This window comes from Marinobacter sp. SS13-12, assembly GCF_030227115.1.
GTDB lineage: Bacteria > Pseudomonadota > Gammaproteobacteria > Pseudomonadales > Oleiphilaceae > Marinobacter.
Window position 1 is genome coordinate 552,474 of the sequence record NZ_JASSUA010000001.1, and the last position, 13,610, is coordinate 566,083.

Below are 13,610 nucleotides of genomic sequence, written 5' to 3' on the forward strand. Positions count from 1 at the left end.
GGATGGCTCAAAGCAATGTACAGACCAATCATTACCCTGCTAATCGCGCTGACCGGCCCCCTTTGCCATGGCGCCGAGCCCACTGGCTTGACACTGGAGCTGACCGATAGCACCACCGGCCAGCCGGTGGTGGACGCGGTTATCATTCTCGACAGTGGTTCTGAAAACCAGCCCGCTGAAGCGGAAATCATCCAGAAGAACCGGGAATTCCAACCCCACAGCCTGGTCATTGCACGACATTCAAAGGTAGATTTCCCTAATCGTGACAACACCCAGCATCACGTCTATTCCTTCTCGCCAGCCAAGGTATTCGATCTTGAACTCTATGCTGGCCGACCGGAGAAGCCCATCACCTTCGACCAGACCGGCGTGGTAGAAATTGGCTGCAACATCCATGACAACATGCAGGGTTTCATCCTTGTGACCGACGTAAACCCCGCCGGTTACACCGATGACCAGGGCCGATTGGACCTGCGCCTGCCGGCATCCGCCAACGGCAACGCGGAATCCGGCCTGCGAATCTGGCATCCACGTATGACCGATAACACCCGTATGGCCCGTTTTACGGTGAACCAGCCCTACCCCGAGTTCCTTGAGCTATCCGTTGAGCTATCACCTGAGCCTGCCGGCGATGACAGGCTGGACGGCCTGCAGAAACGGTTCCGGGAGCTTTGATGGCTGTTGCTCACCGGATAGGGTTTCGCGGGCGTCTGGTAACCGTCATGGTTGCGCTGGTTGCCGTTGTCAGCCTCAGTATCGGTGGCTTGCTGATGCTGTATCTGTTCGAGGACGAAAAGGCTCGGGCCATGGAACAATTGCGCCTGGGGGAACGGGTCGCAGACGAAGTACTGGATCGCCGGACCAGCCTGATTCTGTCACGGCTGGACGTGGTGGTAAGAGACTTCGGCTTCCGCTCAGCCGTTGCCAGTGGCGACCGCCCGACTGCAGACAGCGCCCTGGCCAATCAGGCCCGCCGTGTTGGTGCCAGGTTCGCCGTGCTACTGGACAACGACAGTATTGCGCTCGCAGAATCCGGCACCCCGCCAGATCGACTCCAGTCCGGCCAGTTGCTGGCCGAAGCCCGGCAGTCAGGCTATGCCAGCCGTATGGCTGTTTTTGGGGATAAAGGCGTCGAGCTGATCGCCATCCCTGTTGAAGCGCCAGGACTGCGAGCCTGGCTGATTGCCGGTTTCAGCCTGGGTGCCGAACTGAGTGACGTGATTGGTCGCCTCAGTGGCACCGAGGCGCAATTCAGAACCGGTGCCAACAGCGAAGCCCGCTTCCTCGAGAGCACCCAATATTTCACCCGCATCGTCAAGCTGACCGAAAACGGTCCCTCTGCCCTGCAATTGCTGCTGCAGATCAACCGTGAGGCCAGCCTGGCCAATTACTACCGCCGTGCTGTGGAAATCATTCTGCTGGTCAGCACAGTTCTTGTACTGGCAGCTCTGATCGCGCTGATGATAGCCCGCAACATGGGCCGCCCGGTGCTGCAACTGGCGGATTATGCCAAAGCGATCGGTGACGGCCGCACCCCGTTGCCTCCGCCCATCCGTGCTGGTGGCGAACTGGCACAACTGCGACAGGCGCTGGGCGACATGCTGACCAAGCTGCGGGACCGCGAGGACCAGATCCGCCATGCCGCCAGCCACGATGAAATCACCGGGCTGCCCAATCGCAATGCCTTCCTGTCGCAATTGCGTGAGCAATTCTCCAGTGGCAAACCCTGCTGCCTGCTTGGGCTTCGCATCAATGACCTGTCGGACGTAAACGACACCCTCGGGCTGGAATTCGGAGACAAGGTACTTCGGGCCGTATCCGCGAGGCTTGCAGACCAGCTCCCCGACATGTCCGCACTGGCGAGGACCGGGGGTGGCGAATTCCTGATGATGACGCCACAGCAGTCGGAGGAAGAACTGGAAGCCCAGGCAAACGGGCTTCGCCTGGCGGTGGAGTCACCGCTCATGGTCGAAACCACCCCGTTTTCCCTCCGTTGCACGATGGTGACGCTTCAACTGCCAGCGGATGCCATGAACACCGACCAGGTCCGCAGGCGGCTGAACCTGACCTTCGAGCAGGCCCAGAAATCCCGGCAGGCAGTGACCCATTACCAGCCGGGCGACGATGAAAATCATCTGCGGGAACTGCAGATCATTTCTGACCTGAACGCCGCCCTAACGGATAACAGCCTTTACATGAACTATCAGCCCAAGCTGGAGATGGTCTGCGCCAGTTTTCACCAGGTCGAAGCGCTGGTGCGCTGGATTCACCCGGAGCTGGGCTTTGTTTCCCCGGAAGAATTCATTCTCCTGGCCGAAAAATCGGGCCAGATCAACGAACTCACCCGGCATATCCTCCACCGGGTTGCCGAAGACGCCGGCGAGTGGCATGCAGCCGGCCTGAATATCGGCGTTGCCATCAATCTCTCTGCCCTGGATCTTACCCGCCCGGATCTTCCCGACGATGTGGCCGAAGCCTTCTCACGGTGGCAGTTGCCGATGTCCAGAATCACTCTGGAAGTGACCGAAAGCGCGCTGATGGACGACCCCGAAACCGCCCTGGAAACCTTGCGGCGGCTGCGACAACTGGGCGTAACCCTGTCGGTGGATGATTTCGGTACCGGCTATTCTTCTTTATCGCAATTACGCAAGTTGCCGGTACAGGAGTTGAAGATCGACAAGTCCTTTGTTCTTCATCTGGACGCCGAACCCCAGGACCAGTTAATTGTGCGTTCCACCATCGATATGGCCCATGGACTGGGACTGCGGGTTGTGGCGGAAGGTATCGAGAATGTCGAAAGCTGGAACCTGCTGCGGAACTGGGGTTGTGAACTGGGACAGGGGTTCTTCCTGAGCCGGCCTGTCGCGGCATCCGACCTGCAAGCCACGGAACAGTTGCTGTCGAATCGACAACGGGATCTCACACACACAGGAGAGACATTGTCATGAAACGCGTGGGCCGGGCACTCAGTGCAGGGATGCTGGTGGTATTGGTATCCGCAAACCTGCAGGCAGACACCGGCAGCCGGCTGTGGGCCACCGGTGGTGTCACTTCCGTCGAGGGCAGTGCCGGCGGCGGGCTGTCCCCCTGGGCCCTGCTGGGCGGCTATGCCAGTGACGGGGAGTGGGGCGGTACCCTGACACTGTCCCATGCTGAAACTGACGATTACACCCTGTCCGTGGTCGGAGCCGGCGTTACCTGGAACAACCGGATTGAACTCACCCTGGCGCGCCAGACTCTGGACCTGGACAGCCTGGTGTTCACCCTGAAGGACGGATTCGGCCTCGAGGAAGACGAACTGGTACAGGATGTTCTTGGGCTCAAAGTCAGACTCTTCGGAGACGCGCTCTTCAGCCCCTGGGGGCAATGGTCTGCAGGCCTGCAGCACAAGCGCAACCGGGAATTCACGGTACCCGACGCCATTGGTGCCAAAGACGACACCGGCACTGATGTCTATGTCGGCGGCAGCAAACTCTTCTTCGCAGCTGTGATGGATCGCAACCTGCTGGTCAGCGCCACTCTTCGTGGCACCCGGGCAAATCAGGGCGGCCTGCTGGGATTTGGCGGCGACCGCAACGACAGCTATGACGCCATGTTGGAGGGCAGCGTTGGGCTGTTTATTACGCGGCAGTGGCTGGTGGGCACCGAGTACCGCCAGAAGCCCGACAACCTGGGCTTCGCCACAGAGGATGACTGGTGGGACGTGTTCATCGCCTGGGTACCCGACAGACGGTTGTCGGTCACGGCCGCTTTCGTCAACCTGGGGGATGTCGCCACCCTGGAAGACCAACGTGGCGCCTACCTTTCACTACAGGCCAGCTTCTGACAACCCGGGAGACCCCCATGAGATACCCCGCCATTGCCGTAGCTCTGGTTACAATGCTGGCACTTGCCGGCTGCCAGTCGATGGCTGAAAAAACCGACCGCCCGGAGTCTCTGTATCTACAGCTTGGTGAACGATCCGGTATCGCCAGCATTGTGGAAGACCTGCTCTATCTGATCGTTGAGGATGAACGCATCAATGAGCAGTTCAGCGGCGTTGACGTGCGGCAGTTCCATAGCAACCTGACGGACCAGCTCTGCGAGCTCAGCGGCGGCCCCTGCACCTATTCCGGCAGGGAGATGCGAGAAAGCCATGCCGACATGAACGTTACGGACACCCAGTTCAACGCCCTTGCCGAAAACCTGATTCTCGCCATGGAACAGAACAATATCCCCACGGGTGCCCAGAACCGGCTGATCAAACGACTGGTGCCCCTGTACCCGCAGATCCGTAACCTTTGAGACTGGCGGCAAACCGTTTAAGCTTGCCCGCTTATCCATGATCCTTATCTGACGGGAGAAAGACGTTGCTGGAAAATGCAGACCTCGGAAAACTGATTGTTCGCCTCACCCTTGGTGGCCTGCTGCTGTTTCATGGCATCGCAAAGCTGTTCCACGGGGTAGGATTTATTGAAGGCCAACTGGCCAGCCACGGTATACCGGCATTTTTCGCCTGGGGCGTTTTCATCGGAGAGTTACTGGCACCACTGATGGTCATCCTCGGTTACCAGACCCGCATTGGCGCACTGCTGATTGTCTTCAACATGCTGGTGGCTATAGCGCTGGTACACAGCCACGAGCTGATGGCCCTGGGGAACAACGGCGGCTGGGCGCTGGAACTGCAGGGCTTCTTCCTGTTTATTGCCGTTGCAGTGATATTTCTCGGCCCGGGTCGCTACAAGTTGAAGAACTGACGCTAGGAGCCGGGAACCGTCTCGGCGCCGCTCTCCCGGAACACCATCACCCGGTTGCGACCGGCGTTCTTGGCCGCGTAGAGGGCTTCGTCGGCGCGGGCTATAAGGTCTGAAGGGCGGTTCCCCGGCTCCGGGATGATTGTCGCGACACCAACACTGACCGACAGGTTCACCGGACCAGCCTGATCATCCACAGGCACCGGCGTCGCTGCGACGGCTACCCGCAAACGCTCTGCCACACTGATGGCCCCGGCCTCCGGTGTCGCAGGCAGCAAAACACTGAACTCCTCACCACCGTACCGTGCCAGCAAGTCACCCGAGCGCTGGATTTCATCCGCACAAGCCCTGGCAATGCTGATCAGGCAATCATCTCCCGCCAGATGACCAAGGTCGTCGTTTACCCGCTTGAAATGGTCAATATCCAACATGATCAGGCTCAGGGGATGCCCCTGGCGCAGGGCACGGTTCCACTCGGCTTCCAGTTTCTCGTCGAAGCGACGGCGATTGGCCACCTGGGTCAGGCCATCGGTAATGGAAACGGCCTTGAGCTGTTCATTGGCCTGCTCCAGTTCTTCCGTTCGGGCCTGCACCCGGGCTTCCAGCGTCTGATTGGCCTTGCGCTGGATTTCCAGGGCGTGTTCCTGGGCCCGAATCCGGCGCTGTCGCTCCAGGTTAATGCGATAGGCCAGGGCGAATGACAACAGGATCACCTCCAGCGCTACTCCAATCTGCGGCGCAGTCTCGGTCAGGGCATTGGTCGGAATCAGGCCGATCTTGCTGACAGCCATCACCAGGTGCCCCAGCAACAGGGGCGTCCAGGCCACCACATAGAAGCCAGCGAGCACCTGCCCCCGGTACCAGACAACCAGGCCTATTAACCAGGTCAGCGGAGTAGCGACCGCAGCCACCACACTGATGAGGACTGTGGCACTCTGATAGCTGCCAAACAGGCCATAGATGAAGCAGCCAATGCTCGTCAGCACAATCAGCTGTAGGAATCGGTGAGCCCCCGGGCTGTATCGTCGCACTGCCAGAAAACTCAGCGTAAACATAGCAGCGAAGAACATATTGGCGGAGATAGCCGGGACCGTAAAATACCGGTTAATGATCGGCAGGTCCGGCCACAGCCACTGGAACACCAGACCATTGAAGTTGAGCAACACCAGGGCCGAGGCAACAACGGTGAGCACATACCACAAGTACGCCAGGTGCCGGACGATCACGAAAATGAACAGGTTGTACAGGGCCATGGAAATCATGATGCCCAGAAACAGTGCCTGCCAGCCGAAATCCAGCTGCTCAACCTCCAGGAAGTCCGACGAGGCAATGACCTGCACGGGTATCTGCACTGACCCCTCACTCCGAACCCGGACATACGCGGTGGCCGGCTCAGTATTGGAGGGCACCAGGAAGACAAAATTCCGGTGGTGGATGGGGCGAGAACTGAACACACGGCGGTCACCGGTGGCGTGGCGTTCCACCTGGTTGCCACCCACAAACCAGTAGACCCGGACATCGTCCAGCAGGGGATAGCCAATTTCCAGCACGCGATTGAACGGTTCCGCCGGCACCTTGACCCGGAGCCAGAAACTGCTGTTGCTGAAGCCGAAACTCAGGGTTTCATCACCGGCCGCTGGCTGCCATTGCGATTCCGGTAACGCCCGGATATCCTCGATTCCGGTTTCCGGTTCCGCAGCTTCGACCCAGGCCACGGTAGCATCCTGTGCAAGCGCCGGGACAGGCGCAAGCAGCAGTGCCAACAGCAGTAAGCGCCACAATTGGCAAGCAACAGGAAATTTCATAGTGTCTGTTTTACCCGGAACAAGAAAACTCAACTAGACTGACGAAGCCAACAATCCGTTACGATGCCTCCCTGCGCTCAATCAGTCTCAGTCTATACGTTTACGGGAAGCACGTCCGCCTTGCAAAAACACGTAGCCGTGGGCTACGCGTGGAGAAGCATACAATGACCACCAGGAAACCGGAACTCCGCCCTGGCCGCTATCGCCACTACAAGGGCATGGATTACGAGGTCATCGGCGTTGCCCGCCACAGTGAAACCGACGAGCAGATGGTGGTCTATCGTTGCCTTTACGGCGACTACAGCCTGTGGGTAAGGCCATTGTCGATGTTCCGCGAAACCGTGGAATTGGCCGGCGAGCAGGTTCCCCGGTTTGCCTACGTGGGCGACAAGTAACGGTTATCACGGTTTTGACTGCAGCACCCGTTTCCGGCACATTAGCGCGCTTTCCTGAACTGCCCCCTGCTTCAGGGCGCTGAAAGCCATCCCGAAATCCCGGAGTCTGCCATGAATGCCGTTGTTGCTGCGGTAGCTATCATGCTCGTCCTGAGTCTGTGCCGCATCCACGTTGTCGTTGCCCTGATCATAGGCGCCGTTGCCGGAGGCCTGATCAGCGGCCTGTCACTGGACGCCACCATTGCCGCGTTCAACGAAGGGCTCGGAGGCGGGGCAACCGTCGCGCTGTCCTACGCCACCCTGGGTGCCTTCGCCGTCGCCATCGGCAAATCCGGCCTTGCCCATGCCCTTGCCGACAAGGCTCTGGCCCTGGTGGGCCGGCAGGATGACGGCAAGGCCGCTGGCGGTATACGCCTGCTGATTATCGGCCTGCTACTGGCCATCGCCATGTCGTCCCAGAATATCCTGCCGATCCACATCGCCTTCATCCCCCTGGTGGTGCCGCCGTTGCTGTACGTGATGGCAAAACTGAACATGGACCGCCGCCTGGTTGCCTGTGTACTGACATTCGGCCTGATTACTCCCTACATGTTCCTGCCCGTGGGCTTTGGCGGCATCTATCTGAATGAAATCCTGCTGGCGAACATAGGCGAAAACGGCATCGACGCCACCGGCCTCAACGTCATGTCCGCCATGGCCCTGCCGGCCCTGGGCATGCTCTGTGGCTTGCTGGTGGCGGTCTTCTTCAGCTACCGCGGCGAACGGCACTACAACCTGGACGCCATCGCCCGCACTGAACGGGTGGATGTGAACTACAACGGCGGTACATTGCTCATGGCCGTGGTCGCCATTGTGGCGGCCTTCGTGGTGCAGCTGTGGCTGGGTTCGATGATTCTCGGCGCGCTGGCGGGCTTCGTGTTGTTCAACCTGTCCGGCGTGGTGAAATGGAAGGAGGCCGATGACCTGTTCACCGAAGGCATGAAGATGCTGGCGATGATCGGCTTCATCATGATCGCCGCCTCAGGCTTTGCGGAAGTGATGCGCGAAACCGGCGAAATCGCCACCCTGGTGGAAGGTTCTGTTGCTACTATCGGCGACAACAAGGCCCTGGCAGCATTGCTGATGTTGGTCGTCGGCCTTCTGATCACCATGGGCATCGGTTCGTCGTTCTCCACCATCCCCATCATCGCGGCCCTGTACGTGCCTCTGGCACTGGACCTGGGCTTCACCCCCCTGGCCATCGTGGCCCTGGTAGGCACCGCCGGCGCCCTGGGCGACGCCGGTTCCCCGGCCTCCGATTCCACCCTCGGCCCCACCGCCGGCCTCAACGTCGACGGCCAGCACAACCACATCTGGGATACGGTGGTGCCTACGTTCCTGCACTACAACCTTCCCCTGTTGGGCTTTGGTTGGGTGGCGGCTATGGTTCTTTAGGGTTGGGAGTTGCCTGCCTTTTTGTAGCCTGGTTGGATTGGGGGCTGCGAGGGGGCAGGGGGAGTTTTTTCTCTTGAAATGGAACTCGCTGCGCTCAGACACCCATTTCTGGCGAGAAAAAATCCCCCTGCCCCCTCACGAATGAACACCCAGGATATCGCCAAGGACACACATCTCGTGACTGTCCTTTCCAGCGATATCTTTTTGGTTCAAACCGGAGGGTGTTGGGGTGCTTTCTGCCGGGAAAAAGGTGTCTGAGCGACAGCGAGTTCTTTTTCCCAGAAGAAAGCACCACGACGCCCTCCAGGCCTCCGAAACCAGCAGGCTACAAAGGAGGGCAAACTCCAAAAGTATCAGTCCTCCTCCCCAGACTTGAAAAACACCACCTGTTTGACCGTATGGTCGTCCTCGTTGCCGCGCTTGTTGACGCGAGTTTCCAGCTCCGGATTGGCCGGAGCCGGGGGTGCGTCGGACACCGCATCGGTGAAGCCGCAGGCCACACATTCGCGGACCTGGTCATCGTCGTCGGTGGTGAACATCATGATCTTGTCCATCTCCGCACAGCGGGGGCAGACAGCGCCGGCGATGAAGCGTTTTGGGGTTGGCATATAATGCTCCGAATTCTGATCCGGTTGTCGGATTACGGCCTTTGGCCTAATCCGACCTACGGGCTACAAAAGGCTCGAGTTCACGGTAGGTCGGATTAGGCAAAGCCGTAATCCGACAACCCAGCTTCGAGTCAAATCACGCAGCATCATCCGTAATGCCATTCTGCTTCAGCAACGCATCCACTTGCGGCTCACGGCCGCGGAAGGCCTTGAACAGCGCCATGGGTTCCTGGGAACCACCTTTCTCGAGAATATTCTCCAGGAACGCCTTGCCGGTCTCCGGGTCGAAGATGCCTCGCTCTTCAAACAGAGAGAAGGCATCAGCCGCCAATACTTCCGCCCACTTGTAACTGTAATAGCCCGCGGCATAGCCGCCAGAAAACACATGGGAGAAGCTGTTGGGGAAGCGGTTGAACTCTGGTGCTTCCACCACCGCGATTTCGCTGCGTATCTTGCGGTGCATGTCCAGCGGGTTGGTGGGAGCTTCCTCGGTGAATTCCGCGTGCAGGCGGAAATCGAACAACGAGAATTCCAGCTGCCGCACCATCGCCATGCCGGACTGGAAGTTCTTGGCCGCCAGCATTTTCTGAAGCAGATCCTCAGGCAACGGTTCACCGGTTTCGTGGTGCGAAGCGATCAGGGCCAGGGAATCCGGGTTCCAGCACCAGTTTTCCAGGAACTGGCTGGGCAGTTCCACCGCGTCCCAGGCCACACCGTTGATACCGGACACATCCAGCACGTCCACCTGGGTCAGCATATGGTGCAGGCCATGGCCGAATTCGTGGAACATGGTGGTCACTTCGTCGTGGGTCAGCAGCGACGGCTTGCCGTTGACCGGTGGCGTGAAGTTACAGGTCAGGAAGGCGACCGGCAGCTGCAACTGGCCACGGAGGTTGCGCCAGCGTACCCGGCAGTCGGCCATCCAGGCGCCGCCGCGTTTGCCCTGGCGGGCGAACAGGTCGAGGTAGAACCAGGCCAGCGGCTCGCCATTACGGCTGATGCAGTACGCGGTGGCGTCCGGGTGCCAGGTTTCCACTTCCGGTCTGGCCTCAATCTGGATATCAAACAGCTTTTCAGCAACCGCAAACAGCCCAGGCACCACCTTGTCGACGGGGAACCAGGGGCGCAGGGTTTCCGGTGAGATATCGTAGCGGTCATGGCGCAGCTTTTCGCTGTAGTAGCCGATATCCCAGGCCTGCAGGTCGTCAACGCCATGAGTGTCTTTGGCAAACGCCTTCAGCTCGGCAAACTCCCGCTCGGCGATGGGCTTCGATTTCGCTGCCAGCTGGTTCAGAAACTCCAGAACCTCGTCCACACTGCGGGCCATCTTGGTGGCCAGGGAGCGTTCGGCGTAGTTGTTGAACCCCAATAGCTTCGCCATGGCATGGCGGCGTTTGAGAATTTCCGCCATCACCGGGGTATTGTCCCAGGTACCGGCGTCCGGCCCCATGTCGGAAGCCCGGGTCACAAAAGCCTCGTAGACTTCGCGGCGAAGATCCCGGTTGTCACAGTAGGTCATCACCGGATAAAAGCTGGGGAAGTCCAGGGTGATGACGTAGCCGTCGAGATCTTTCTGCTGCGCTGCCTGTTTCGCACCGTCCAACGCGGACTCAGGGACACCAGCCAGGTCTTCCACATCGGTGATGTGCTTGAACCAGTGCTGGGTGGCATCCAGAACGTTATCGCTGAAGCGGTTGGACAGTTCCGAAATCTCCATGGAAAGATCGGCATAACGCTTTTTCTGTTCCGGCGGCAGGTCGACACCACCAAGATGGAAATCCCGCAGGGTGTTCTCCACAGACTTGCGCTGGGCTTCGCTCAGCTCTTTGAACTCGTCGCTGGCCGCCAGTTTCTTGTAGGCGTCGCAGAGTTCGGCGTTCTGGCTCAGCTCGGTGCTGTACTCGGTGAGCTTTTCCAGACAGGTCTTGTAGACTTTCCGGAGTTCGTCACTGTTCATGACACCGTTAAGATGGGAAATCACCGACCAGGCGCGCTCCAGCCGGTCCTCGGTTGCCTGCATGGGTTGCGCCAGGGTTTCCCACGTGGGATCGTCCTGCTGCGCTATTTGAGAGATTTTCATGCGATTTTCGCTGAGAATCTGGTCGATTGCGGGTTCCATGTGTTCAGTGCGAACATGGTCAAACCTTGGCAACAGGTCGTCGGTCAGTAACGGGTTATTCATAAGTCCTCTTCCCAGCTACGGGTGTCTACGGTAATTTGAGTTAACTCCCATGCTTGGGGAGTCTCTGGGGGAGGCCTTTCCGAAACTGTGCGGAGCCATGGATGGCGGAGCTCAAGCGCCACAGGGACGTGCTTGAGCGTGTTTCGGAAAGGCCTCCCCCAGAGACTCCTTCCTCACAAGCATCAATCCATTCTAATGGTGTATGTAATGTCGAATGTACGAACAAACAAGGGTAACACGCCACAATTTGGAGAACGCACATGGATAGACCCAAGTGCAGTGGTGATTGGTGACGTGCAGACGGGTGATGACGTTTCCATTTGGCCGATGACGGTGGTTCGCGGTGACATGCACAGAATCCGCATCGGTGACCGTTGCAGCATTCAGGATGGGTCTGTGTTGCACATAACCCATGCCAGTGACTTTAATCCGGGCGGTTACCCGCTAACGATCGGTGACGATGTCACGGTTGGACACAAGGCACTGCTACACGGCTGCACCATCGGTAGCCGGGTGCTGGTGGGTATGGGCTGTATTATTATGGATGGAGCCGTGGTGGAAGATGAGGTGATTGTCGCCGCCGGTTGTCTGGTGCCGCCGGGGAAAACCCTGGAATCGGGGTTTCTGTATGTGGGCTCACCCGCCCGCCAGGCTCGGGCACTGTCGGACGAAGAAAAAACCTTTTTCCGCTACACCGCCAGTAATTACGTGAAGCTCAAAGACGAATACCTGAATGAGGTTTGATCCGGCCATTTAATCTGAAACCGACAGTGCCAGCGTATTAGCCTGTGTTGTTCTATTAAGGAGCAGAGGCGTCGATATGAAACGGCTGATAGTCACCACGCTACTGCTCAACGGGCTGTTCCTGGCACTGCTGCTACCGCGCTATCCCTGGATACCGTGGATTGCCGCTGATGCACTGCTGCTGACCGGACTGTTCACGGTGTTGCCGGGCGGGAGAAGCAAGCAACTGCTGGCCGGCACCATTGGTGTGCTGTATGCGGTACTGGCTTTCTTTGCCCTGAGCGATGTGCTGGTGCGGCAGAGCATCGGAAGGTCGTTCAATCTCTATCTGGAGCTGGGCGTAGCAGGCTCGGTGTTCGACCTGATGGAGAGCAACCTGGGGCTTGGTCTGTCGCTACTGGTCATTCTGGCACTGGCCATCGCCTTTGCCGGCCTCGGTGGCTTTGTCGGCAGGCTGCTGTCACAGCTTGGTGCCGGTACTCCGGCCAGAGCTGGCCGCGTGGTGGCAGTGGCAGGCGCTATCGCGGTAGCCGTATCGTGGCTGCCCCAGTCCACTGTGGGTTTGAGCGCCTCCCGGCTGGCAGCGACACAGATTCAGCTGGCGGCAGATACCCACCAGTCGACGCTGGCTTTCCGACAACACCTTGAAGACACTCCGGATGCCGCCCAGGCCACACCCCTGACGGGACTGGCGGAAACCGATGTAATCCTCGGCTTTATCGAATCCTACGGTATTTCGGCCTTCACCGACCCCCGCTACCGGCCACTGATCAGCCTTCGCCTGGATCAGATGGAGGAAGCGCTGGAGGAGGACGGCCTGCACATCGTAACCGGTCGCCTGCGCTCGCCGGTTCAGGGCGGCCAGTCCTGGCTGGCACACACCACCCTGCTCAGCGGCCAATGGATCAAAACCCAGCTGGACTACGAGATATTCCTGGCCAGCGACTTCCCCACACTGATAGACGACCTGGACACCACCGGCCACGACACGGTAGCTGTGATGCCGGCCATTACCGAAGCCTGGCCAGAAGGCCAGGCATTCGGTTACAACCGTATCTATGAGTCCTCCACCATGGATTACCGGGGGCCCGCCCTTAACTGGGTTACCATGCCGGACCAGTACACCTGGTCCTGGTTCCAGCGTAGCGTTCGCGACCGGGCGGAAACGCCGCTGTTTGCCGAAATTGCACTGATCAGCAGCCATGCCCCCTGGGTACCGGTGCTGCCGGTTCTGAAAGACTGGGACAGCATCGGCGACGGTGAAACCTTCAATCAATGGAAAGACAGCGGCGAGGCACCGGCCAGTCTGTGGCGCGATCCGCAACGGGTGCGTGAGCATTATGGCCGTGCGCTCGATTACGCCCTGAATGTAGCCACGGAGTACGCCATCCGGCATGTCGACAACCAGACTCTGCTGGTGCTGATCGGCGACCATCAACCCGCGCCGTTGATCACCGGCGAAAGTGCCAGCCGGGATGTGATTGTGCACATCATCAGTGCCGATCCGGAGCTGGTGGCTCCCTTTGTCGCCAACGACAGGCTGCCGGGATTCCGTTGGGGGGCACAACCCGACAGGGACCGGGAAGGCCCGGCCATGGCCCGTTTCCGGCCCTTCCTTCAGCAACAGTTTGGCTCATCCTCCAGAGCAGTGGAAATTTCTAACAGCCGACCTATTGAAAACTGACCAATTGCTCCAACATTGAGAGATA

The 13,610-nt window shown here is 59.1% G+C and carries 12 protein-coding genes; 9 read left to right on the plus strand and 3 right to left on the minus strand.

The window, feature by feature from the left end:
- Positions 1-15 precede the first annotated feature (15 nt).
- The 5 genes from QPL94_RS02550 (at position 16) to QPL94_RS02570 (ending at position 4,736) form a co-directional block, all read left to right on the plus strand.
- Positions 16-675: a methylamine utilization protein gene (locus QPL94_RS02550; protein WP_285355296.1), complete on the plus strand. Its 660-nt coding sequence runs from the start codon at positions 16-18 to the stop codon at positions 673-675.
- A complete protein-coding gene (locus QPL94_RS02555; RefSeq protein WP_285355298.1) occupies positions 675-2,948 on the plus strand; it encodes a putative bifunctional diguanylate cyclase/phosphodiesterase in 2,274 nt (757 codons plus the stop codon). The genes QPL94_RS02550 and QPL94_RS02555 overlap by 1 nt, the downstream gene beginning before the upstream one ends.
- Positions 2,945-3,826 (plus strand): DUF3034 family protein, encoded by an 882-nt coding sequence (locus QPL94_RS02560; protein WP_285355299.1) that lies wholly within the window; start codon positions 2,945-2,947, stop codon positions 3,824-3,826. The genes QPL94_RS02555 and QPL94_RS02560 overlap by 4 nt, the downstream gene beginning before the upstream one ends.
- Before the next feature lie 17 nt (positions 3,827-3,843).
- The gene (locus QPL94_RS02565) at positions 3,844-4,284 is read left to right on the plus strand and encodes a group I truncated hemoglobin (RefSeq protein WP_285355300.1); all 441 of its coding nucleotides are present in this window, start codon (positions 3,844-3,846) and stop codon (positions 4,282-4,284) included.
- A 65-nt stretch (positions 4,285-4,349) separates the two neighbouring features.
- Positions 4,350-4,736 carry a DoxX family protein gene (locus QPL94_RS02570; RefSeq protein WP_285355301.1) on the plus strand — a complete coding sequence of 129 codons (387 nt, stop codon included), beginning with the start codon at positions 4,350-4,352 and terminating at the stop codon, positions 4,734-4,736.
- 2 nt (positions 4,737-4,738) lie between these two features.
- On the opposite strand, the gene QPL94_RS02575 is transcribed toward QPL94_RS02570, so the two are convergent.
- The gene (locus tag QPL94_RS02575) at positions 4,739-6,538 is read right to left on the minus strand and encodes a sensor domain-containing diguanylate cyclase (RefSeq protein ID WP_285355302.1); all 1,800 of its coding nucleotides are present in this window, start codon (positions 6,536-6,538) and stop codon (positions 4,739-4,741) included.
- A 164-nt stretch (positions 6,539-6,702) separates the two neighbouring features.
- Between QPL94_RS02575 and QPL94_RS02580 the strand changes: the two genes are divergently transcribed.
- Together QPL94_RS02580 and QPL94_RS02585 are read left to right on the plus strand one after the other, a co-directional pair.
- Positions 6,703-6,933, plus strand: a complete 231-nt coding sequence (locus tag QPL94_RS02580) for a DUF1653 domain-containing protein (RefSeq protein ID WP_285355303.1) — start codon at positions 6,703-6,705, stop codon at positions 6,931-6,933.
- Between the two features lie 111 nt (positions 6,934-7,044).
- Entirely contained in the window at positions 7,045-8,367 is a 1,323-nt protein-coding gene (locus QPL94_RS02585; RefSeq protein WP_285355304.1) for a Na+/H+ antiporter family protein, read from the plus strand.
- Between the two features lie 353 nt (positions 8,368-8,720).
- Here QPL94_RS02585 and QPL94_RS02590 read toward each other — a convergent pair whose 3' ends face one another.
- Positions 8,721-8,975, minus strand: a complete 255-nt coding sequence (locus QPL94_RS02590) for a YheV family putative zinc ribbon protein (protein WP_285355305.1) — start codon at positions 8,973-8,975, stop codon at positions 8,721-8,723.
- Between the two features lie 136 nt (positions 8,976-9,111).
- Positions 9,112-11,157 (minus strand): oligopeptidase A, encoded by a 2,046-nt coding sequence (gene prlC, locus QPL94_RS02595; protein ID WP_285355306.1) that lies wholly within the window; start codon positions 11,155-11,157, stop codon positions 9,112-9,114.
- A gap of 207 nt (positions 11,158-11,364) precedes the next feature.
- Here prlC and QPL94_RS02600 point away from each other — a divergent pair, with 207 nt between their 5' ends.
- Both QPL94_RS02600 and QPL94_RS02605 read left to right on the plus strand, forming a co-directional pair.
- The gene (locus QPL94_RS02600) at positions 11,365-11,901 is read left to right on the plus strand and encodes a gamma carbonic anhydrase family protein (RefSeq protein ID WP_285355307.1); all 537 of its coding nucleotides are present in this window, start codon (positions 11,365-11,367) and stop codon (positions 11,899-11,901) included.
- Positions 11,902-11,977: 76 nt separating this feature from the next.
- The gene (locus tag QPL94_RS02605; RefSeq protein ID WP_285355308.1) at positions 11,978-13,585 is read left to right on the plus strand and encodes an alkaline phosphatase family protein; all 1,608 of its coding nucleotides are present in this window, start codon (positions 11,978-11,980) and stop codon (positions 13,583-13,585) included.
- Positions 13,586-13,610 lie beyond the last annotated feature (25 nt).